Origin of the sequence: Butyrivibrio sp. VCD2006 (assembly GCF_000423925.1) — a bacterium.
Lineage (GTDB): Bacteria > Bacillota > Clostridia > Lachnospirales > Lachnospiraceae > Butyrivibrio.
Genome location: NZ_AUIX01000002.1, coordinates 200,018 through 223,044 on the forward strand (window position 1 = coordinate 200,018; position 23,027 = coordinate 223,044).

General features: G+C 43.3%; 20 protein-coding genes and 1 tRNA gene. 19 read left to right on the forward strand and 2 right to left on the reverse strand.

The features are described 5' to 3' along the window. Window positions 1-69 precede the first annotated feature (69 nt). The 12 genes from G586_RS0102360 (at window position 70) to G586_RS0102420 (ending at window position 11,983) form a co-directional block, all read left to right on the forward strand. Complete coding sequence (locus G586_RS0102360) at window positions 70-1,416, forward strand: replication-associated recombination protein A (protein WP_026526401.1); 1,347 nt, start codon at window positions 70-72, stop codon at window positions 1,414-1,416. Then, window positions 1,400-3,211 carry a DUF5722 domain-containing protein gene (locus G586_RS24540; RefSeq protein ID WP_051204435.1) on the forward strand — a complete coding sequence of 604 codons (1,812 nt, stop codon included), beginning with the start codon at window positions 1,400-1,402 and terminating at the stop codon, window positions 3,209-3,211. The genes G586_RS0102360 and G586_RS24540 overlap by 17 nt, the downstream gene beginning before the upstream one ends. Window positions 3,212-3,365: 154 nt before the next feature. Then, window positions 3,366-3,881: a DUF4364 family protein gene (locus G586_RS0102370; RefSeq protein ID WP_026526402.1), complete on the forward strand. Its 516-nt coding sequence runs from the start codon at window positions 3,366-3,368 to the stop codon at window positions 3,879-3,881. Between the two features lie 170 nt (window positions 3,882-4,051). Beyond that, window positions 4,052-4,124 (forward strand) — tRNA-Thr (locus G586_RS0102375). 614 nt (window positions 4,125-4,738) lie between these two features. Beyond that, a complete protein-coding gene (locus tag G586_RS0102380; RefSeq protein ID WP_026526403.1) occupies window positions 4,739-5,155 on the forward strand; it encodes a GNAT family N-acetyltransferase in 417 nt (138 codons plus the stop codon). Window positions 5,156-5,370: 215 nt separating this feature from the next. Further along, on the forward strand, window positions 5,371-5,799 hold the full coding sequence (locus tag G586_RS0102385; protein ID WP_026526404.1) for a hypothetical protein: 429 nt from the start codon (window positions 5,371-5,373) through the stop codon (window positions 5,797-5,799). A gap of 72 nt (window positions 5,800-5,871) precedes the next feature. Further along, on the forward strand, window positions 5,872-6,039 hold the full coding sequence (locus tag G586_RS25940; protein ID WP_155834007.1) for a hypothetical protein: 168 nt from the start codon (window positions 5,872-5,874) through the stop codon (window positions 6,037-6,039). A gap of 347 nt (window positions 6,040-6,386) precedes the next feature. After that, window positions 6,387-7,280: a J domain-containing protein gene (locus G586_RS0102395; protein ID WP_026526405.1), complete on the forward strand. Its 894-nt coding sequence runs from the start codon at window positions 6,387-6,389 to the stop codon at window positions 7,278-7,280. Window positions 7,281-7,455: 175 nt separating this feature from the next. Next, complete coding sequence (locus tag G586_RS0102405; RefSeq protein WP_026526406.1) at window positions 7,456-7,989, forward strand: GNAT family N-acetyltransferase; 534 nt, start codon at window positions 7,456-7,458, stop codon at window positions 7,987-7,989. Between the two features lie 14 nt (window positions 7,990-8,003). After that, window positions 8,004-8,849: a hypothetical protein gene (locus tag G586_RS0102410; protein WP_196811533.1), complete on the forward strand. Its 846-nt coding sequence runs from the start codon at window positions 8,004-8,006 to the stop codon at window positions 8,847-8,849. Between the two features lie 78 nt (window positions 8,850-8,927). After that, the gene (locus G586_RS26505; RefSeq protein WP_026526408.1) at window positions 8,928-9,164 is read left to right on the forward strand and encodes a hypothetical protein; all 237 of its coding nucleotides are present in this window, start codon (window positions 8,928-8,930) and stop codon (window positions 9,162-9,164) included. Between the two features lie 5 nt (window positions 9,165-9,169). Beyond that, a complete protein-coding gene (locus tag G586_RS0102420) occupies window positions 9,170-11,983 on the forward strand; it encodes an alpha-L-rhamnosidase (protein WP_026526409.1) in 2,814 nt (937 codons plus the stop codon). On the opposite strand, the gene G586_RS27465 is transcribed toward G586_RS0102420, so the two are convergent. Continuing rightward, a complete protein-coding gene (locus G586_RS27465; RefSeq protein WP_081674142.1) occupies window positions 11,952-12,116 on the reverse strand; it encodes a helix-turn-helix domain-containing protein in 165 nt (54 codons plus the stop codon). The genes G586_RS0102420 and G586_RS27465 overlap by 32 nt on opposite strands. Before the next feature lie 146 nt (window positions 12,117-12,262). Here G586_RS27465 and G586_RS0102425 point away from each other — a divergent pair, with 146 nt between their 5' ends. Beyond that, complete coding sequence (locus G586_RS0102425) at window positions 12,263-13,672, forward strand: MFS transporter (RefSeq protein WP_026526410.1); 1,410 nt, start codon at window positions 12,263-12,265, stop codon at window positions 13,670-13,672. Between the two features lie 12 nt (window positions 13,673-13,684). Beyond that, window positions 13,685-16,117 carry a beta-glucosidase gene (locus G586_RS0102430; protein ID WP_026526411.1) on the forward strand — a complete coding sequence of 811 codons (2,433 nt, stop codon included), beginning with the start codon at window positions 13,685-13,687 and terminating at the stop codon, window positions 16,115-16,117. A gap of 69 nt (window positions 16,118-16,186) precedes the next feature. On the opposite strand, the gene G586_RS0102435 is transcribed toward G586_RS0102430, so the two are convergent. Further along, window positions 16,187-17,158: an AraC family transcriptional regulator gene (locus G586_RS0102435; RefSeq protein ID WP_026526412.1), complete on the reverse strand. Its 972-nt coding sequence runs from the start codon at window positions 17,156-17,158 to the stop codon at window positions 16,187-16,189. A 170-nt stretch (window positions 17,159-17,328) separates the two neighbouring features. Here G586_RS0102435 and rhaB point away from each other — a divergent pair, with 170 nt between their 5' ends. From rhaB to G586_RS0102460, 5 genes are all read left to right on the forward strand, one after another. Continuing rightward, window positions 17,329-18,774 (forward strand): rhamnulokinase, encoded by a 1,446-nt coding sequence (gene rhaB / locus G586_RS0102440; protein WP_026526413.1) that lies wholly within the window; start codon window positions 17,329-17,331, stop codon window positions 18,772-18,774. Between the two features lie 39 nt (window positions 18,775-18,813). Continuing rightward, entirely contained in the window at window positions 18,814-20,076 is a 1,263-nt protein-coding gene (locus G586_RS0102445) for an L-rhamnose isomerase (RefSeq protein ID WP_026526414.1), read from the forward strand. Window positions 20,077-20,145: 69 nt separating this feature from the next. Further along, complete coding sequence (gene rhaD, locus G586_RS0102450; RefSeq protein WP_026526415.1) at window positions 20,146-20,973, forward strand: rhamnulose-1-phosphate aldolase; 828 nt, start codon at window positions 20,146-20,148, stop codon at window positions 20,971-20,973. A gap of 627 nt (window positions 20,974-21,600) precedes the next feature. Next, complete coding sequence (locus tag G586_RS0102455) at window positions 21,601-22,389, forward strand: class I SAM-dependent methyltransferase (protein WP_026526416.1); 789 nt, start codon at window positions 21,601-21,603, stop codon at window positions 22,387-22,389. 202 nt (window positions 22,390-22,591) lie between these two features. Continuing rightward, window positions 22,592-23,026 (forward strand): LD-carboxypeptidase, encoded by a 435-nt coding sequence (locus tag G586_RS0102460; protein WP_026526417.1) that lies wholly within the window; start codon window positions 22,592-22,594, stop codon window positions 23,024-23,026. The last annotated feature ends 1 nt before the right edge of the window (window position 23,027 follow it).

A 23,027-nucleotide genomic window follows, 5' to 3' on the forward strand; every position in this document is an offset into this window, starting at 1 on the left:
AAGAAATAGTTGCTGATTGTGGTTAATCAATTGGAATAATTATATCATTTATAGTAGAATACTAATACTATGGATTTATTTGAGTATGCACGTGAAAAAAACTTAAAGAGCGAGTCTCCGCTTGCAGCGAGGATGCGTCCGAAGACCCTTGATGATGTTGTTGGACAGCAGCACATAATTGGTAAGGACAAGCTTCTTTACCGCGCAATTAAAGCGGATAAGATAAGCTCGATTATTTTATATGGACCGCCCGGAACGGGTAAGACTACACTTGCGAAGGTTATTGCTAACACGACTAAGGCAGAGTTTATGCAGCTGAATGCCACCGTCGCAGGAAAAAAGGATATGGAAGAGGTTGTGGCCAAAGCCAAGCAGAATCTCGGAGGATTCGGAAGGAAGACCATACTTTTCATAGATGAGATACACCGTTTCAATAAGGGGCAGCAGGATTACCTTCTTCCGTTTGTTGAGGATGGAACGGTCATTCTTATCGGTGCGACCACAGAGAACCCCTATTTCGAGGTTAACGGGGCTCTTATTTCAAGATCAGTTATTTTTGAACTCCAGCCACTTTCCGAGGACGATATCAAGACTCTTATGAGAAGAGCAGTAACGGATACTGTGAATGGAATGGGTTCCTATGATGCTGTTTTGGAGCCTGATGCCGAGGAGTTTCTTGCCGATATAGCAGGTGGTGACGCAAGACACGCTCTAAATGCGATAGAGCTTGGAATTCTTACTACCGAGAGAAGTTCTGATGGCAAGATACACATCACAAGAGAGGTTGCGCAGGAGTGCATTCAGAAGCGTGTGGCCAGATACGATAAGGACGGGGATAACCACTATGATACAATTTCCGCTTTTATCAAGAGCATGAGAGGTTCCGATCCCGATGCGGCCGTTTATTATCTCGCAAGAATGCTTAATGCGGGAGAGGACCCCAAGTTCATAGCAAGAAGAATGGTCATCTGTGCCTCTGAGGACGTGGGAAATGCTGATCCTCAGGCTCTTCAGGTGGCGGTTGCAGCTTTTCTTGCAACGGAGAGGATAGGTATGCCGGAGTGTCAGATCAACCTGTCACAGGCAGCGAGTTACATAGCGACAGCGCCTAAGAGCAATGCCGCAGTGGAGGCAATTTTTAACGCAATGGATACAGTGAAGAATACAGGCAATCTTCCTATACCGACACATCTTCAGGATGCGCACTATAAATCCGCAGCAAAACTGGGACATGGAATAGGCTATAAATATGCCCATGACTATCCCAACAATTATGTGGAACAGCAGTATCTGCCGTATGAATTAAACGGAAAAGAGTTCTATACTCCTTCCGGTAACGGTTATGAGGTAAAAATCAAGGAGCATATGAAGTTCTTGAAAGACCGGGCAAAGAAGCAGGATGAAAAGAACCTATAAAAAGATTAAAGAATTTATCAATAACAGAATAATTTTTTCCCGCAAAGGAACGCTTACTGTGCTTATCTGCTCAGTGCTTGCGGTACTCTTTGTGGTTGGGATTTTACTATACACAGAAGGCACATTTGACAAGAAACCTGAGGTGGTTGAGACCGTAGTCGAGGAACCTGTAAAAGAGGTTAAGGAAACACCTAAGGAAAAGAGCTATCTCGACGAAGATGCTTTAAAAGTAATAACGGATTCCGGAAACAGGGTAAAAATCGCCCTTGATGAGAGACCGAAGACGGTGGACATACCTGAGGATCAGCTCGCGGAATATGTAAGTCTTCAGAGCTGTATTATCGGTGAAAACGGCATGGTAGAGGTCACGGGAGCATCGGATGCAATCCCGACTTCTGATGATAAGTACTACTACTTATTTGATGCGGCGATGTATGAGGATAGCTTTGCTGAGGACGCAGAGCCGATTTCTAAGGTTTATAAAGATACAGAGATGACTCTGAAGGCTAGTCTTAAAAAGGGAGAATCCGGTTCAAGACTTTACAGGAAGTTCATCGTTGCAGTGAAAAAGGGAGACGAATATAAAACCGTATCCCACGCAAGCTATGTAACAAATCCCGAGGCTGTTGCGGCTTATAATTACGGAGGAATGCAGCAGAGTTCCAAGAAGGGACTATTGGTGGATCCATCGCGGCTTGACGCGGTGGGTGATCTGGGGGTAAATTACGCGACCTATAACATTCCGCTCAACAGGCTTCTTGCAACAAGTGCGGAAGGCTCTGTGGCTTACCCCTATAATGGTGTTACATATTATTTTAATGGCGCGATTCTGCATGAGTACGATTATCTTTTTACAACTCTTAATGCAAAGGGTGTGGATATCGCGGCAATCGTGCTGAATAATGTATCGCCATCGAATTTTCCAGAGGTTACACATCCAAGTGCAAGAAGCGGATCGACAGCACCTTATTACATGTTCAATGCATCCGATGAAGCCGGTGTAAATGCGCTTGCAGCGATAGGTTCATTCCTGGCAGGCAGGTATTCCGGTGCAGGGCATGGTAATGTAGCCATGTGGATTATAGGTAATGAGGTGAATGCGCGCAAAGAGTGGAACTATATGGCTTCCACTGACCTTGCAACATATTCGGCAGCTTATGCAAGGTCCTTTAGAGTTTTTTACAATGCGATAAAGAGCAATAATGCCGGTGCGCATGTTTATATTTCTTTGGACCAGCAGTGGGATAGAAATTTAAAGGGCAATCCCGACTATGACGGAAGGGACCTTCTGGACAGCTTTGCCGCTTCACTCAGGAGCTATGGCGATATAGGATGGGGACTTGCGCAGCATCCATACACTGTGCCGCTTACAGATGTGGCATTTTGGAACGGACACAAGCTTGTGACTGATTCTGCGGACACATCCTTTATCACGATGAAAAACATAAATGTGCTCACGAGCTATATGAACAGCGAAGCTATGCTGTATAATGGCAATGTCAGATCCATAATCCTTAGTGAAGTCGGTTACACTTCCTCAAAGGGAGATGCTCTGCAGGCGGCAGCCATAGCTTATGCATACAGTAAAGTCGCGGCTAACGGCAGTATTCATGCCATCATGTTTTCAAGGCAAACGGATGCGCCGGAGGAAATCGCGCACGATGGCCTTGCCATGGGACTTTGTACCACAGGCGGTGGGCATAAATATTCCTATGACGTGTTTAAATATATGGACACGCCACAGAGAGAGCAGTATATTTCTTTTGCGAGGGGAATTGTGGGGGTAAACTTTTGATATAATTTAGGCTTGTTGCCGGAGATGGCTTGTTATAAGAAATAGCATGTTGCCTGAGATAGCATGTTATTGGAGATATAGCCTGTTGTCTGATTTGAATTCTGACGATGAGCAGATATAAAAATTTATGGCGGTGACGCCAAATGAGGTCTTCATGAGTTCACAATACCTTACTTTATACAAGATGATCGTGCTGTATATGCTGAGGAAATCCGATGGACGTCTCAGTAAGGCACAGATTTATGATTTTATATTAGACAAAGAATATACCAATTTTCTGACGCTCCAGGAGGTATTCGGGGAGCTTGCGGAATCAGAGCTTATCACTGAAAAAAGTGAAGGCAGCAGGACTTTTCTCAAACTTACAGATGCTGGAAGTGAGACACTGGACTTTTTTGGCAATCGCATCAATCCTGCAATCAAGGAACAGATTGATACATTCTTTAAAGAAAACGGAATGAAAATTCGTGATGAGACATCGATTTCCGCTTTCTACAAGAAGACTGGAGAAAACGAGTACACCACATATCTCTCCGCGTCAGAAGGAAGCAGCACTCTTATAGATATCTCTATTCCTGTGTGGAATGAGGAGGCAGCTATGGCTATGTGCGACAACTGGAAAAAGAAGAATTCCGAGATATACCAGTATCTGATAAGAGAGTTGATGTGATTGAGCTTTGTGCATATGTGATTTGAAGTTGGAATTGTATATACTAAATTCCTTAGGCATAATGAGTAATAGCTAATACAATCGGTTAATTTCGGTGTGCTTTTTTCTGGTTGACAAGCACCTATGTGCTTGGTATTATATTCGTTGTGACTAACCATAAGTCACGGATTGCTGGCATAGCACAGTCGGTAGTGCGTCGCATTGGTAGTGCGGAGGTCACGGGTCCGATTCCCGTTGCCAGCTCGATAATTTAAAGTCCCTCAAGATTAGATAATATCTGGTCTTGGGGGATTTTTACTGTGACACACTTTTTTAGCTGTTGGTACCATTTTGGAGGCTATATGGGTATCAAAATCCAGTAAACTTTTACTATAGAGCCATTTTTTGTCTGTTGGTACTATAAAAATGACAATTAATGGGTACCAATGAAATCATTTTCATCATATAGTAAAAAATCATGTGTTTTTTCCTGTAAAACAAGCTAAAAAGGGTACCAATGGAGTGATTTCTCGCATATAATAAATTTTATTGTTTTTCTAGCCGGAACACACCTGAAATATGGCCTTGACTGGATTTTTAAATCCGGAGGCTTTATCTAGATTTTGGTAGGTAATTAAGGCTTGTTTACGAACAGTTTTAATGAGAATTTTAAATAGATGGACATAATATGAGATTTGTTAGGTGAATATTTCAAAAATGTACCTACCAAATTTAATCATTCACCTAACTATTTAAAAGAGCATTACTGAAGTACGGCAAAACAGGACAAAATAACTACCAAAACTCAGAAATCAGTCGAATATTTAAAACTACCCAAAACCGAGCATTTAAAATAAAAAAATGAGGATTGACTAAAAATGTCATTAAAAGTAGAACTTGTTGAAAACATCTTAAAACCTGAGGATTTTGTAAGGCTGCGCAACTCTACGGCTTTTGCGGATATTCCGATAGAGCATGCTAAAAGAGCGCTGGAGGGTGGACTCGTCAATGTCTCTGCGCTATATAACGGGGAACTTGTTGGTATGGGCAGACTTGTTGGTGATGGAGCTATGTACTGGTACCTCCAGGAGATAGTTGTTCTGCCTGAATACCAGAAGCAGGGTATCGGGACTCAGATCGTGAATTATCTGGTGGATTATGCGGTCAGAAACTCATATACAGGTAAATTTACTTCAATTGGTGGTGTCTCAGCCAAGGGAAAAGAGCCATTTTATGAGAAGCGCGGATTTGAGATAATTCCAAACGGAATAAGAAAAATGGTAGAGATAAAGTAAAGCATTGCGATAAACAGATTTGCACCAAACATAGTATAATATAGCTGACTATTTGGTAGTGCATTCTTGGTAAGAATATCAAAGGAGCATCATTTGTTGCATTTGTAGAAAAATTACCAACATGTTAGTTCGGGTGCTGATTTCCATGGCAAAACCGAAAAAGAAATGGCAATCACTATACTTGAAGCAGGTTTTATATAATTGAGGGATTTGATTTGAAGACAATGTCCGGCATCAGAAAATTCATACTTGTATTACTTACAATGGCCATCATTACTGGTGGCTTGTTTTTTGATGTTCGTGAGACAAGCGAAGTCTACAATAATATTGGAACCATGGCCGCAGTTTCCTCAAGAGTAGATGACAACGCACATAATAACTCCAGCATTATCAGTGCAAGGGACATATCTATAGTTGCTGCTCTTGAGATCAGAGATTTAAGGGCGGCAAGAGAAGTCGTAAACAGGCAGGAGCTGACAACAAGGGCTAAAAGAGTTGTCGTATTCAGTCTGATTCTATACATCCTATTATCCTTAGGAGCATTTTATGCTTCTGTATTACCGTCTATATTTCCATGGACATCTATAGTAATAAGCAGATTTATTGCTGTCAGCTACATCCATTTGAAGGATGGAAAGAAATAATCTTCAATTTTCCTAATACAACTGAATAAATAACGCATATTGCTGCGAGGGCGGCAAAGATTGGAGATTATTATGGCAATTATGTCAATCGCTATAGGCGTAATATGTACGGCGCTAATGTTCGGGGCCGTTATTTGGATACTCGTTTTAGAGCGCAGTGGAGATGATGATGAGTTTGAGCATTCAAAAGAAGATAACAGAAAGAATTCTGAAGAGAAGTCTAAGGAAGGCAAGCAGTAATATAAACAATAACGGAAAAACCAAATATGGCAAAAGATTAATGTAATCTGGAATCTCTGCGCAGGTATGAAAAATGCTTGCGCAGAGATTTTTGTTATAAACAGACGCTGTGTTATCATTAGAATATTATTTATCATATAAAAATGGCATTACTTCGATATACTGGCCGAAAAAGGATAGAAATAGAAAGGCTTTTACATGACAAACGGCGCGGCAGATTATATAGGAAAAGCGATAGAGGCTTTTTATAGTTAAGAAGAATAATTGAGTTGGAAAGCAGACCATTATCACAATACTTATGTGATTTTGGTCTGTTTTTTGCTGCGAGCTAATATATAATTACAGTTATGGATATAAACGAAGCATACCGCATTCTTGGTGCATCCAGGAGCGATGATGAAATCACAATAAAGAAAAAGTATAAACGACTCCTTTTTGTCCATCACCCTGATTCCAAAAGTCACAGGGGAGAGACTTCAGATGATGGCATGGCTGCTAAGATAATCGAAGCCTACAGGCTCATAAGGAAAGGCGAGGGTATAGAGGTAGAGCAGGCAGAAGCCTATGAATGGGAGGCTGTAGTTAATGAGATGGCTTTTAGTGAAAGGGCAGTCTATGTTCAGTACAAGATTTACGATGATGAGGATCTGCCACTTTCCAAAGTAGCCCAGGGAAAATATGTCTGGGACCCTGATCTTGAGGACTTTCCGTTTTTTACGAAAAGTGTAGTTGAAGCTGCAAGGGATGCTGTATCAGAGAATTGCACCAATTTTTCACAAAGCGTGCTGATGGAGGTGTTCCACCTTATGATGCAGGAGTACGTATTTCCTGCGGATTCAGCAAGAAAACTCGGAAAGCTTACAAAATCAGATCAGACTACTAAGGATTTTGAGTTTCCAGGTTATATAAAGATAAAGCCTGGAAATAAGGGAGAAGTTTTTCGTGAAGGAGAACCCATCGAGATTTATCTTTCAGATAACAAGGCGATGGCACAAAATCTTGTCACAGGGACTTTTCTTGGAGATATTTCTTTTGATGATGACAGCCTTTACTATGTGATTTTGCCACTCCTTGAAGAGCATGAAGTTAAAGTCACCGCGAGGATGCAGAAACTTATAAAGGCGGGTAGAAACAAAAATACCATCATGATTAGTTTAAAGCTCACAATACCGGATGAACTTCAGGATAGGAAGGTTTCATATAAAAATCAGATATTAAAAATACTTAAGGATGCGGACTGATTCATAAACAAAGGACTTGTGGATGGAAAAGTTGCCTGTGCGTTCATGCTTCAGTGGACGGATTCAGACTCGTCGGGGCAAAGGAAATAAAAGACATTTGCGGAGAAGATGCAGAAAGAATCCTTTATCTTGCATATGTTGGTGCGTGACAGAAGAAAAGAGAAGTTGGAGTTTTATGAAACCAAGTACTGAAATTATTGGAAAAAATGTCATATTACGTGAGCAGCGAACAACGGATGCAGAGTATTTTGCTCATTGGTTCAGCCAGCCGGATGTCATGTTTAAATGCGGCTTTACTGAGCCTACTGATGAGGAAACAGAGAAAAAGATCATCACATCCAATTACAAGAGTGAAGATTCCATTTGGTACACCATCACGGACTTAGATGGCAATATCGTAGGGGAGACAGGTTTACTTCGCATGTGGCCGGAGTGGCATTGCACGGACTTATCGATTATCCTCCCTGATCCCGAGACGCAGCATAAAGGGTACGGTTCAGAGGCAATAAAGATCATGCTTGATATGGCTTTTAAAGAGTATGACATGAACCGCGTTGCCATTGGTGTTGTAGGACTTAACACCAATGCGCTTTCATTCTATAGGAAAATCGGCTTCAAGCAGGAAGGTATTCAGGAACAGGGATATTACTATAATGGTGAGTATAGCGACTTTGTCATGATGAGAATCCTTCGTCAGGAATGGAAATGAACAGGTTGGAAAAAATGAATATACTGGATACTACAGGCAACATCCTGACTTTATATGAATCAGGGCATTTTAATACTGAAAAATGGAAAGCTTACATGGACACGTTCATACCCGGGGCAAAGGAGCTATGTCTTGCGGATATGCAGGATTGCCTGAGAGCAGGATTTACTTGGGAAAAAGATTACCTTCCGGTTCTTAATGCGGTCATAAAAAGCGAAGATAAGCTTGAAATGGCAATCAGTTCTTTTTACGAAGTTACCAGTCATTTGGAAGATAATATCATCACCAGATTCGGCAAGTCTGTGGAGGCAGACATTTATTTGTATCTGGGGCTCTGCAATGGCGCAGGATGGGTTACAACCATAGGTGGAAAAACCACCGTGCTTCTTGGAATCGAAAAAATACTGGAGCTTAACTGGTGCGGAGTAGATGATATGAATGGCCTTATCATACATGAACTGGGCCATGTGTACCATTCACAATACGGAAATGGAACAAAGAAAGCAGAGATACTTCCGGATAGGTTCCTTTGGCAGCTTTTCAGAGAAGGCGTTGCCATGGTGTTTGAGCAGGAGGTTCTTGGAGATCCGGAGTATTTCCATCAGGATAAAAATGGCTGGAAGAAATGGTGCGACAGTCATATTGATTTGATCAAAGAGTCCTTTTCCGGAGACTTGAAAACCATGACTCATGAGAATCAGAGATATTTTGGAGACTGGGTTAATTTTGAAGGGCATATTGATACAGGATATTATCTGGGAACGGAGTTTGTGCGATTTTTGCTTAAGTCTGATTCATTTGAGAACATTATTATGTATGACATAGATAAAGTAAAAAGCTGTATTGGAGCATTCAGATGAAAACCGAAGACTATATTATTTGAGGACGGAGTTATTTTGGTCCTATAACCCCGTCCCCAAGTAGTCAAAAAGACAGTGATGGCAATAAACAATAAATGCCATTTGCCGGTTTTTATAGCAGAGTTTTCATATCCCTCCGGTGAGATGTCCGGAGCCTTTGCGGGGTGGAACAAGAAGGCAAAGGGCTATGATAATACCGAAGAGGGACAGGCAGCAATCTACAGAGATGTGATTGCACAAATTTACAACAAAATTCACTTGGCTACAATAAACTGCAAGATAATCAGAGTATGGTTATATGGGAAGGAGTTATAGCAAAAATGAAATTATATGATCTTAGAATTGAATACGATAAGTATCCTATTGGACTAACCGTGGAAAGACCGCGGTTTTCATGGAAGATACAGTCCGATAAAGGGGACACGATGCAGACGGGGTATCGCATCATAGTAAAGAGAGCAGAGGATGAAAAAGTAGTCTGGGACAGCGGAGAAGTCATGAGCGATGCGTCTATACACATTGAGTATGATGGTGAAAAGCTCCTTGATGAAAGTGAGTATAGCGTACACATCAGCGTTACCGACAACCATGGGGAAAGCGCAGAGGCAGGGGCATATTTTGAAACAGGAGTGTTTGATGCCTGCTCCTTTGAAGCGAAGATGATCACTCACGATTTTGATGAGAGTAATACGGCATGCCCTGTTTTCTATAAGTTATTTAATATAGACAGGACCATAGCAAAAGCGGTTGCCTATGTCACAAGTCAGGGCGTATATGAGATGACAGTCAACGGGCAGAAGGCAGGGGATTACAGGATGGCTCCCGGATGGACTAGCTATCATAAAAGACTTCAGTACCAGACCTATGACATAACAGAGCTTTTGGGCGAGGAGAATAACATTGAGATAACTGTAGGAAATGGCTGGTACAAGGGAATATTCGGATTTGACTTAAGACCGAACCGCTATGGTGACAGAGTGGGAGCTTTCGCAGAGATTCACATTTTCTATGAGGATGGAGGCCGCGAAAAAATCTGTACGGACGAAACCTGGAGTGTCAGAGAAAGTGAAATTCTTTCAAGCGAGATTTATATGGGAGAGTCTGTCGACACGACGAAAAATAAAACTGTGGGTATGAGCAATTCTCTAGATACGACTGAACCTACAGAGAAAAATGCCAAAGAAGAAAAACATCAAACAAGCTGCAAAATCATAGTAAAGGACTTCGACAAGAGAACCCTCGTCTCTCAGGAAAATGAGCCTGTCCGCGTGACAGAAAGAATAAAAGCAAAGAAGGTCTTTGCTGATCCTGCAGGTAATGTCCTTGTGGATTTCGGGCAGAATCTCACCGGAGTGGTGGAGCTTAGCATAAAAGGAAGCAGAGGTCAGAAGGTAACAATAAGTCATGCTGAAACCCTTGATAAGAACGGGGTATTTTATCCGGACACCTTAAGAAAAGCGAAGTCGGTCGATGAATTTATTTTAAATGGTGAGGACCAGATCCTGTCTCCGACCTTCACCTTCCACGGCTTTAGATATGCGAAAATTGAGGGAATAGAGAATCCTGAGCCTTCGATGTTCACAGCACTTGTCCTTCATTCGGATATGGAGAATATAGGGACCTTTGAGTGCTCAAACAGAAAGGTCAATCAGCTTTACAGCAATATCACCTGGAGCTTTAGGGATAACTTCCTCGATGTGCCCACGGACTGTCCTCAGAGAGATGAGAGACTTGGCTGGATGGGAGATGCCCAGGTATTTAGCTGGACGGCATCGGAGATAAAAAATACCGCGCGTTTTTACAGCAAGTGGATGAAGGATGTGGCGGCTGACTCATCCCTTGAAAAGGGAGTGCCCCACGTTGTTCCTGATATCCTTGGGCAGTACAGCGCTTCAGCCTGGTCGGATGCGGCGGTTATCATTCCCTGGGTTGTCTATCAGACCTATGGCGATAAAAAGATTCTCGCTGATTCCTGGAAGTGTATGCATGAGTGGGTGGACTACATCAGGAACCACTGCGATGAGAATGGGCTGTGGCAGAGCGGCTTCCAGTATGGAGACTGGCTTGCTCTTGATAAGGAGGAAATGGTCGATAGGATAGGCGCCACTGACAGGTACATGATTGCCAACGCATATTATCTGTACGTGACGGATATTGTGAGAAAAACGGCAATTATTCTGGGCTACATGGATGCCGAGAAGGATTATTCAAACCTTTATACATATACACTCGAGGCCTTCAGAAATGAGTACTACACAAGGACCGGAAGAATTGTTAGCGAGACTCAGACAGGGGCAGTAATATCCCTTTACTTTGATCTTGCAAGAGAAAAGGATAGAAAGAGAATTCTTGAATCACTTGTAAACAACATAGCAGCTCATAAAAATCATCTGGTAACCGGATTCGTAGGATCCCCATACCTTTGTCATGTTTTATCGGAAAATGGTGAGCACGAGCTTGCTGCTACACTTTTCATGAGAGAGGACTACCCTTCGTGGCTGTATGCCGTAAACAAGGGTGCTACCACGATTTGGGAGAGGTGGAATTCAATCACGCCGGAGGGGGATTTTGATGAGTCGGGAATGAATTCATTAAATCACTACGCATATGGCTCTATCGGTGATTGGATGTTCAGAAGACTATGTGGAATCACGCAGCTCGAAGCGGGCTATAAGAGATTCAGAGTTCAGCCTATGCTGGTTAAGGGAATCCATGAAACTCACAGAACCTTTGAGTCGATGTATGGCACCATTGAAAGCCATGTCAGTTGCAGAGACGGCAGGATAAAGGTGAAGGTGGTTGTCCCCGCAAACACCACCGCGGAGATCATTTTACCCGAAAAGCAGGAGGTGATCAGCGTGGGCTCAGGAACCTATGAATATGAGTATGCTACGAGTACGGATCTCACAGTTGAGAAATATAGTATGGAGAGTACTCTTGGAGAGATTCTCCAGCAGCAGACAGCGGTTGATATGTTCAATCAGTTCGCTCCCGGAATGCTGGATAATCCGATGATAGGCTATGCAAAGGGAATGTCCCTCACAGAACTACTTACTCAGGCACCTGAGGCAAAGCCCATGTATGAAGCTGTAATAGCCGCACTCAATGTTCAGGAGAAGATTTTGATTGCCTGAATTCCTTGGGTGTCATACCATACTTTGCTTTGAAAACATTCTGGAAATAGCTCTGGGATGAAAAACATAAATATTCACTGATCTCACTTATGGTGCGATCGGAATGATGGAGGAGGCTTTTTGCTTCCTCCAGTTTTTTTCATTGAATGGTTTTTCATAAAATCCTCACTGATGATTCACAAACTTACAACAAAATTCACATAACTGCAATAATCTTAAGAGGCTTCTCCTTAAAATGTCAATAGTATTAAACGTACCATGTACACGGAGGAAAAACTAATGGCAAAAAAACAATTGGGTCTGGACAAATTTGGTGTCCGGAAGGTTATGAGAACAGGAGATTATTTTGCGGACTCCTTGGGACAGTTCGCACTTAACTCCATAGCCGGTCTTATCGGACAGCTGACTTACTTTTATACGGATAAAGTCGGCATGGCAGCAGGAGCTGTTGCGACAGCATTTTTCATCACAAAGATTATTGATGCATTCACTGATATCATAATGGGTCACATTGTGGATCACACCGAGCCCGGAAAAGAAAAATTCAGACCATGGATCTTAAGAATGGCACTACCTGCAGCAATAATAATCATTGCATTGTTTACGGTTCCATCAGGATTTTCGGATACCGCAAAGCTGGCATATATGTTTGTGACAAACATCCTTCTGACAGCTATCATCTACACGGCAATATGCATTCCCTACGCGTCAATAATGGTTGTGAGGACCAACAGCCAGGAGGAGCGAGGCGTGATGGGAACCTGGAGAGCCGCAGCAGGCTATGTCTCCGGAATGATCATCGCTGTTGGAATTATTCCGATTACCAATGCACTTGGCGGAAATCAGGATGCATGGGCTAAGTTTGGTATCGTATTTGCTCTGATGGTTGTGCTTGCACTTCTCATCTGCTGGCTTAGAGCGAAGGAAAATGCTGTAGAAACCGGAAAAGAAGATGCAGCGACAGAACAGATTACAAAAGAAGAGGAAGAGCCTATCCCTTTTGGAGAAGCTATCTCAAACCTTTTTCATAACAAGTATTGGGTTATAGTGCTGGCAGTATGCTTCATGACAAATGTTTCCTATGGTATAGGAGGAGCATCAGGAAGTTACTATTGCAAATGGATTTATGGAAATGACAACCTCACAGGTATTCTTGGTGCTGTTGGACTTGTTCCTACAATTCTGGGATTTATTCTTATCGGACCTATGATCAAAAAGCTTGGAGTAACAAAGACCTTAAAGGTATCATTCTTAATCGGCGCTGTTACTGCAGCTTTAAGACTTCTTGATCCCACAAACTTTGTTTATAACACAGTACTCGGTGCTTTCGGAACTTTTGCAAATATTCCCATGATGTGCCTTACAGGTGTTCTTACTGCAATGTCTATCGATTATAATGAATATAAGTATGGAAAGAGAATGGTGGCTACATCTCAGTCAGCATCAAGCTTTGGTAGTAAGATCGGAACAGGAATCGGTGCATCCGTGATCGGATGGTGCCTTGCATTTGCAAACTACGACGGTCTGGCAGAAGCAATCACACCTGCGGTTAGACAGGCAATCTACACATTTTCAATTTATATTCCGATCGTATTGTTTGCAGCTATGTTTATCCTGACATCAATGTTTGATCTTGAGGCTAAGCTTCCGGGTTACAGAGAAGAGATTGAAAAGAGAAAGACAGCGTAAAGGGAGTTAAAAATGCAGAACTACGAAAAAGATCATTTGAACATCGTTCTTTCAAACGCAGCTGAATGCACAGTACTTTTAAAGAGTAATGGCAAATTTCCGCTTAACGCCCCCGGAAAACTTGCGGCATTCGGAGCGGGACTGCGGTACACCGTCATGGGCGGAACCGGTTCAGGAGAAGTTAACAGCAGATTTTCATATACCATCGAAGAGGGACTTGAGCGGGAAGGCTTTACCATTACCACGAAAAACTGGCTAGATGAATATGACCGAACAAGAGAAGTGGCAAAGAAAGCTTTTTACAAACAGCTGAAACAAGAGGCTAAGGAAAAGCATGAGAACCCGATCATGTATACCATGGGAAAATCCATGAGTGAGCATGAGCATGGTATCCCGCTTGAAGGTGAGGGCGATGCTGCAATCTATGTGGTCAGCAGGAATTCCGGTGAGGGAAGTGACAGATCTCCGGAAAAGGGAGAAGTGAAGCTTGCGGATTCCGAGGTCCGCGATATCCTTGCGCTTAATAAAAAGTTCGAGCGCTTTATGCTGGTGCTGAATGTGGGCGGTGTTATTGATCTTTCTCCTGTTATGGAAGTGGGGAATATACTCCTGCTTTCTCAGCTTGGTGTGGACTGCGGGAAGGTTCTTTCTGATATTCTTACAGGAAAACAGAACCCTTCAGGAAAGCTCACAACAACCTGGGCGGCATGGGAGGATTACAGCAGCGAAGGAACCTTCGGTGATTGGAATGACACAAACTACAACGAAGGCATTTATGTAGGTTACAGATATTTTGATACCATGAAAAAGAAGCCGCTGTTTCCCTTTGGATATGGCCTTTCGTATACGAGTTTTTCATATACGACTGAGGACGTCAGCGTAGAAGGTGACCTTGTGACTGTCAGGGTGCAGGCGAAAAATGTAGGTGAGCTTCCCGGAAAAGAGGTAGTGCAGGTATACGTATCTCTTCCGGATGGCAGGCTTAACAAGGCTTATCAGGAGCTTGCAGGCTTTGCGAAGACAAAGGAGCTTAGCGCAGGGGATGCGGAAGTGCTTAGTATCAGCTTCAGGCTCTCAGACTTATCTTCCTATGATGCAGAGAACGAAGAATATATTCTGGAAAAAGGTGAGTATCTTGTGAGAGTTGGAAACAGCTCAGTAGATACAACTATTGCAGCGGTTCTTACCCTTGATAAAACTGTAGTTACTTTAAAGGCGAAGAACTGTCTTGGGGATCCCGGTTTTGATGATATTAATATCACCAGGAGGGAGGCTGAGGACATTCCTGCTGAGGCTAAAAGACTGGTGATTTCGGCCGATGATATAAAGCATTCAGAGGTTACATACGACTCTGAAACTGAGATAGATACAAGGGTAAAAGCGCTCTCTGATGAGCAACTGGCATTTCTTGGCATAGGGAACTTTAGCCCGGATCAGAAGGGACTTAGCATAATTGGAAATGCTGCAACCCATGTGGCGGGAGCAGCAGGTGAGACAACATCCCAGCTTGAAGGTAAGGGTATAAAGCCTCTTGTCATGGCAGATGGACCCGCGGGTCTTCGCTTTTCAAGGAACTATTATGAGGATAGCACGGGAGCTCATGATGCAAGCGGCGCCGGAATGATACCTGAGAGTATGCTTGAGATGATGAGTCCTTTTATCAGATTCTTAGCCAGAGTTGTTTTAGGAGGAAAAAAGCCGCCAAAGGGCGCTATTATAAAAGAGCACTATGCCACCAGAATTCCCATAGGAACTGCCATCGCACAGAGTTTTAACACAGAGCTTGCGAAAATGTTCGGTGATATCGTCGGAAGCGAAATGGAGCTGATGGGCGTAAATCTGTGGCTTGCGCCTGCTCTCAATATCCACAGGAGCATCCTCTGCGGAAGGAATTTTGAGTACTACTCTGAGGATCCGCTGGTATCCGGACTTATGGCAGCAGCTGTGACTGATGGAGTTCAGAAGCACAAGGGCTGTGGCACGACAATAAAGCACTATGCAGCAAACAATGCTGAGACCAACCGCTACTGCAACAACAGTCATGTAAGCGAGAGAGCGATGCGCGAGATTTACTTAAGAGGCTTTGGAATCTGCGTAAGGAATTCGCAGCCAAAGGCAGTCATGACAAGCTACAACCTTCTTAATGGAACCCACACTTCAGAGCACAGGGGCCTTATTGATGATATCCTGAGAGCTGAGTTTGGCTTTGAAGGAGTTGTTATGACAGACTGGGTGATAACAATGATGGACAGCAAAAAGTCCATTTACAGAAATGCTCTTTCAAATGAGGTTGCAAAGGCCGGAGGTGACCTTTTCATGCCGGGTTGTAAGAAGGATTACGACAATCTTTTAAACGCCTTGAAAGAGGGTAGCATCTCGAGAAAACAGCTTGAAATCAATGCTTCAAGGGTTGTGAAGGTGGTTGATTGGCTAGTGGATTTATAAGACAGGGGGACGGTTCTAGTGTCTCATTGGCCCCAATAAGACATAAGAACCGTCCTCGATGTCTTTTTTTTATTGTTGCAATACGTTCAGCTTTTTGTATTCTCTTGGCGAGCAGCCATATTTCTCTGAAAACTTTCTGTAAAAATAGGCGCTGTTTTCATAGCCTATGGCCTCGATGATCCGCTCTGTTGTAAGGGTGGTGTTCTCAAGGTAATAGGTTGCCTGCTGAAGCTTTCTTGTCTGAAGGAGCTGCTTGAAATTGCAGCCTGTGTTTTTCTTAAGGAGCCTGCTTAGGTAAGCTGTGGAATAACCTGTGCTTTCGGATAGTTCCTCCAGGGTTCCGTTTTTATAATTGTGATCTATGTATTCAAGGGCTTTGATGGTAATCTGCTGCGACTTTGAACTCATGTCTCTTAGCGTATCAGATGAGAGTGCAGACAGGTTCATCAGAATCAGGTCCATGGTTGAATTGACTATCTGGTTCATGCCCTTCGCGCCGCTACTTAAGGTCCAGATGAGGTTCTCCAAAAGGTTCTCAACAGTTATCATGCCCTTTGTGTGATAGATAAGATAATCGCTGTACCGCTTCTTCTCGGACAGGGATGAAATGATGAAGTCTCGAAGAATGTTTTCTCTGTCATAGGCGACATCGTTGCGTGAGAAAAATTCCGGGAGAATTATGATGTTTACGGCTATGTCATCTTTGCCGCAGGCCATGATCTCATGCTTTGCGTGACGGTTCATAAGAAGGATGTCACCCTCAGTAAGAAACAGTGTGTCGCCGTCCACAATTTTGGTGGTTAGCTGTCCCTTTATCATCACCAGCATTTCTATGTAGTTGTGCCTATGTACAGGAAAATAGGCGAATCTTGTGTGGGGCCTGATGGCGATGTATTTACCTTTTTCCAGTAGTCTTGCGCTGTCTACGATGAACTCGTCTTCTGAGGTGTACAGCTCTTTGGAAATATCTGATTTTCCGGCAAGGAGCTGCTCTTCCTCAGGAGTCAGTGCGCTTATTTTTTCTATGATTTCTTCTCTCATAATTTCCTTTAAACCCATTTCAGGGGGTATTAAATTCCATGTTGGACCTCATACTGGTCATAAAAATAATGTCAAATAAGGTTCCAAAACTAGAAGGTTATCGTTCTAGTTAATGCTCTTTTTTTTCAATATTATAGCACTATAAACAGTGGTTGTATTGGAGTTTCGATATGAATAAATATTATCTTGCAATTGATATTGGTGCATCCAGCGGACGTCACATCATCGGATGGGTAGAAAACGGGATGATGAAGTTAAAAGAGGTGCACCGCTTTGAAAACAGACAGCTGCATAAGAACGGGCATCTCGTCTGGGATATGGATAATCTTTGGAACGGAATCCTCGATGGGCTCAAGGCCTGTAAACAGGAGGGTATGATTCCGGAGACTGTCGGAATCGATACCTGGGCCGTAGACTATGTGCTCCTTGATAAAAACGGGGACATGATAGGAGATGCAGTTGCCTATAGGGATAGCAGAACTGAAGGAATTGAGAAGGAAGTGTTTGAGATCATTCCGGAAAAAGAATTATATGAAAGAACCGGAATTCAGAAGCAGCCCTTCAATACGATTTATCAGCTTTTTGCACTTAAAAAGGAAAGCCCTTCGGAGCTTGAAAATGCAAAAAGTCTTCTGATGATACCGGACTATTTTAACTATAAACTCACCGGAGTGAAGAAGCAGGAATACACCAACGCTACCAGCACAAATCTTGTGGATGCTTCCGAGAAAAAGTGGGATATGGAGCTGATAAAGAGACTTGGTTTTCCGGAAAAGCTTTTCGGAGAGCTGTCGGTTCCCGGAACTGTTGTGGGGGAATTTAGTAAGGAGATTTGTGAGGAGGTTGGCTTTAGTTCAAAGGTCATTCTTCCCGCAACCCATGATACGGGATCAGCATTTCTTGCAGTTCCCACAAAGGATGAGAGCTCGGTATTTTTATCAAGCGGAACCTGGAGCCTTCTTGGAATAGAAAATGAAACACCCATAACCTCGGATAAGGCAAGAGAGAATAATCTGACCAACGAGGGCGGCGCTTTTTACAGATACAGATTCCTTAAGAACATCATGGGCTTGTGGATTATTCAGTCCATAAGGCGTGAGCTCAATGGCACTGAGTATGTGGAAGGCGTTAAGAGCAGATATGCCACCGGAAGAACCTACAGCTTCCCTGACCTTATCGAAGAGGCCAGAAGGAGCGAGGATTTTGAGCCATTCATCGATGTAAATGATGAGGCTTTTCTCTCACCTGTCAGCATGATCGATGCCATAAAGGAGCATTGCAGAGTAAACGGAAGACCTGAGCCTCAGGCCATCGGCGAAATCATGCAGACAGTTTACAGAAGCCTTGCAAAGAGCTATGAGGAAGCCATTGGAGAAATCTCTGAGATTACAGGAAAACAGATAACCTCGGTACATGTAATCGGAGGTGGATGTCAGGATGCATATCTTAATGAGCTTACGGCAAAGGCTACAGGACTTCCTGTAATCGCAGGACCAATTGAAGGAACGGCAGTTGGCAATCTGGTGATTCAGATGATAGAGGCAGGTATTTTTAAGGACCTTGCTGAAGCCAGGAACTGCATCTTTGAGAGCTTTGATATTAAGAGGTTTGAGTAAGAAATTTCAGCACTACACAAGAATTGAAAGGAAAGAGATATGAGTTACGCAGAAGCAAAAGAAAAATATGCTGCAATTGGAATTGATACAGAGAAGGCAATTGAAAAGCTTAAGGAGGCTGAGATAGCCCTTCACTGTTGGCAGGGAGATGACGTAAGAGGTTTTGACACAGATCCTAATAAGCCGCTCACCGGAGGCATACAGACAACCGGTAACTATCCCGGAAGAGCAAGAACACCTAAGGAGCTTATGGCTGATATAGATGAGGTATTAAAGCTCATACCCGGAAAAGCGAAGATGAACCTTCACGCCAGCTATGCGATTTTCGATGATGAAAATGGCGGCTGGGTAGACAGAGATAAGCTGGAGCCTAAGCACTTTAAGAAGTGGGTGGATTTCTGTAAAGAGAGGAACCTGGGATGCGACTTTAATGCCACATTTTTCTCACACCCTAAGTGCGATCCGCTGACACTGTCATCCCCCGATGAGGAGACAAGAAAATTCTGGATCGAGCACGGAAAGGCATGCATCAGGATTTCCCAGTATTTTGCAGAGGAGCTTGGAGAAACCTGTGTTATGAATATCTGGACCGGTGACGGCTTCAAGGATATCCCCGCAGACCGCAAGGGACCTAGAGACAGATACAAAGATTCCATCGAGCAGATTCTTTCTGAGCCCTTCGATTTTGACAAGGTTAAGCCCTGTGTTGAGTCCAAGGTATTCGGCATCGGAGTTGAGTCATACACCGTTGGAAGTGCGGAGTTTACGCTTTCCTTTGCGGCGACTCACTCAGATAAGTGCATTCCCCTTATGGACAACGGACACTATCATCCTACAGAGGTTGTAAGTGACAAGATTCCTGCACTTTTATCTTTCTATCCCAACATCGCACTTCACATCACAAGACCTGTGCGCTGGGATTCAGATCACGTGGTTTTATTCGATGATGAGACAAAAGAGATAGCTAAGGAAATCGTTCGCTGCGGCGGACTTGATGGTTCGGTTTTCATGGCTCTTGATTATTTTGATGCATCGATCAACAGAATCGGAGCGTGGGTGACAGGCTTCAGAAACACGGAAAAAGCGCTGCTTAATGCACTTTTAGCACCACATGATGAGCTTAAGGATTTACAGGATAAGTCGAACTTTACAAAGCTTATGATCAAGCAGGAGGAGCTTAAGACCATGCCTTTCGGAGAGGTGTGGAACGAGTACTGCAGAAGATGCGGCGCGCCTGCTGATGGAGAGTGGTACTCAGAGATCGAGAGATATGAGAATGAAGTGCTTGCAAAGCGTGTGTGAAAAGAGAAAGAAGTATTAGTGATAGCTAATAGATTGTAATCAAATAGGAAATAGGAGAGAATTTTAGGAATGAGAGTATTAGATGCAGAGTTTACAAAGGGATTTATCCGTATGGCAAATGACGGATGGGAGCAGGGCTGGCATGAGAGAAATGGCGGCAACCTGTCCTACAGAATGAAGCCGGAAGAGTCAGCTTTAGTAGCAGATGACCTTAAGGCGGGAGACTGGCAGCCCATCGGAGCTTCTGTTCCGGACCTTGCAGGTGAGTTTTTCATGGTGACAGGATCAGGCAAGTATTTCAGAAATGTGATCATCGATCCTGAGGATAGCCTTTGCATCATTGAAGTTGATGACGCAGGTGAAAACTACAGAATAATGTGGGGACTTGTAAATGGCGGAAAGCCCACTTCCGAGCTTCCTTCACACCTTATGAACCATGAAGTGAAGAAGCGCGTGTCCGGCGGAAAGTACAGAGTTATCTACCATGCTCATACAACAAATGTAATCGCACTTACCTTTGTGCTGCCACTCACAGATGAAGCTTTCACAAGAGAGCTTTGGGAGATGGCAACTGAGTGCCCTGTTGTTTTCCCTGACGGAATCGGAGTTGTGCCCTGGATGGTTCCCGGCGGCCGTGAGATAGCCGTTGAGACCAGCAAGCTGATGGAGCAGTATGATGTTGCAATTTGGGCGCATCATGGCATGTTCGCAGCAGGAGAGGACTTTGATCTCACCTTCGGCCTTATGCATACAGTTGAGAAGTCCGCTGAGATTCTTGTGAAGACCCTCTCAATGACAGGAGCTAAGAGACAGACCATAACTCCTGATGATTTCAGGCATCTTGCCAAGGACTTTGGAGTAACTCTTCCCGAGAGATTTTTATTTGAGAAAATGTAAATAAAGCATGCGGAAATAGACGGTTTTGCATGCTACTATTTGAGAAAATGCAAATAATAGCATGCAGAAATAGCCGGCTTTGACTGCTACTATTTGGAGAAGTGCAAATAATAGCATGCGGAAATAGTCGATTTTGCATGCTACTATTTGAGAAAATGCAAATAATAGCATGCAGAAATAGCCGGCTTTGACTGCTACTATTTGGAGAAGTGCAAATAATAGCATGCAATAATAGACAGTTTTGACTGCTGCTATTTAAGAAAACGAGAATTTTAGCATGCACTTTACACTTAAAATGCATGCTGTAATTCTGAGATTTGCCAAAAAGAGCAGGAAAGTATTAGCCCACGGAAAGTATCTTTTACTTAAGACAACTATTTGTACTTTTTCACAGCTTTTTAATATATCTCGTCCCGGGATTAAATCAGTGTAAAACAGGCTGAATCGTGTGTAACGGTCAGCCTGCTTTTATTTACAAGGTAATTTAGTAAATATAAAATGCTCCGCTAAGGATGCTTAAAATATATCATGTTCACAAAGATAAGCGACTGATATAATGTGTCTAATCGTGAAAAAGTAAACGTGATTAGGACTATGGTTTATAGGTAGCAGAAGGGAGGAGTCTGTATGATCATTAAGGACATCGATAAAGGTAAGGCTTTTGACTGGGGAGAAACCTCCAAAGATTACGCGAAATACAGAGACATTTATCCGCAGGAATTCTATGATTACGTTTTGAATCTGGGACTATGCAAAGATGGTCAGAATGTGCTGGACATAGGAACCGGCACCGGCGTACTCCCCAGGAATATGTACAAGTATGGAGCAAAGTGGACTGGAACTGACATAGCTGAGAATCAGATAGAGCAGGCAAAAGTGCTTGCAGAGGAAGCCGGGATGGATATTGATTTCTTTGCTTCGAGAGCGGAAGAAGTGACTTTTCCTGATAATACCTTCGACGTTATAACAGCCTGCCAGTGCATCTGGTATTTCAACCATGACATAACCTCCGAGAGCTTTGCAAAAATGCTTAAGCCTGAGGGCAACTTCCTTATTCTCTACATGGGCTGGCTTCCTTACGAGGATCCTGTTGCAGGGAAAAGTGAGGAAATCATATTAAAGCACAATCCGGATTGGACAGCCTATGGGGACATGGTTCATCCTGTGTGGGTGCCGGATCAGTACCGCAAAAATTTTGAACTGCTGTCGCAGGAGGAATTCCGCGTAGACATTCCTTTTTCAAGGGATGGATGGCATGGAAGAATGCGTGCCAGCAGAGGTGTGGGTGCTTCAATGTCTCCGGAACAATTATCAGCATGGGATAAGGAGCATATGGAGATGCTTGAGAAAAACGCGCCTGAGAACTTCATGGTGAAGCATTATATTTCTATCGCGAGATTACAGGTGAAAAAGTAAGGCTTTAAGTTTGGAGCCAGAGACAAAAACATTTGAATATATCCCAAAGAGGTCAAGGCTTAGTACTCTTTTGGGTAGGGGGTAGAGATTTACATTTTAAAAAAATATTTCCTTTAGGGAGACTGACCATTCCGGCAGTCTCTTTGCTATAATACATAATTATGGTATGGGATAAGCTTCTTGTTACTTGGAGGAGGACCGGATGAAAAAGCTTATTGTTCCAAAGAAGCTAAGCGCTGGGGATACCGTGGCATTTATATCCTTGTCCGGCGGACGGGCGGGAGATACGGATATGCTGCCAAGGTATGAGACGGGGAAGCGGCGTTTTGAAGAGGCTTTTAATGTAAAAGTTATCGAGACTCCTAACGCACTTGCGGGGAGCGATTTTCTATATGAGCATCCTGAAAAACGAGCCGAGGATCTGATGTGGGCTCTTAAAAATGATGCGGTTCAAGGCATCGTCTGCAACATGGGCGGTGATGATTCTTACAGAGTACTTCCATTTATTGATACAAACGTTATACATGACAATCCCAAGGTTTTCATGGGATATTCGGATATTGCCACCTGGATGGCTGTTTTTGCATATGCTGCAAGTCACGGGGACGGTTCTTCTGACTTGATGGAGTGTTTATAGG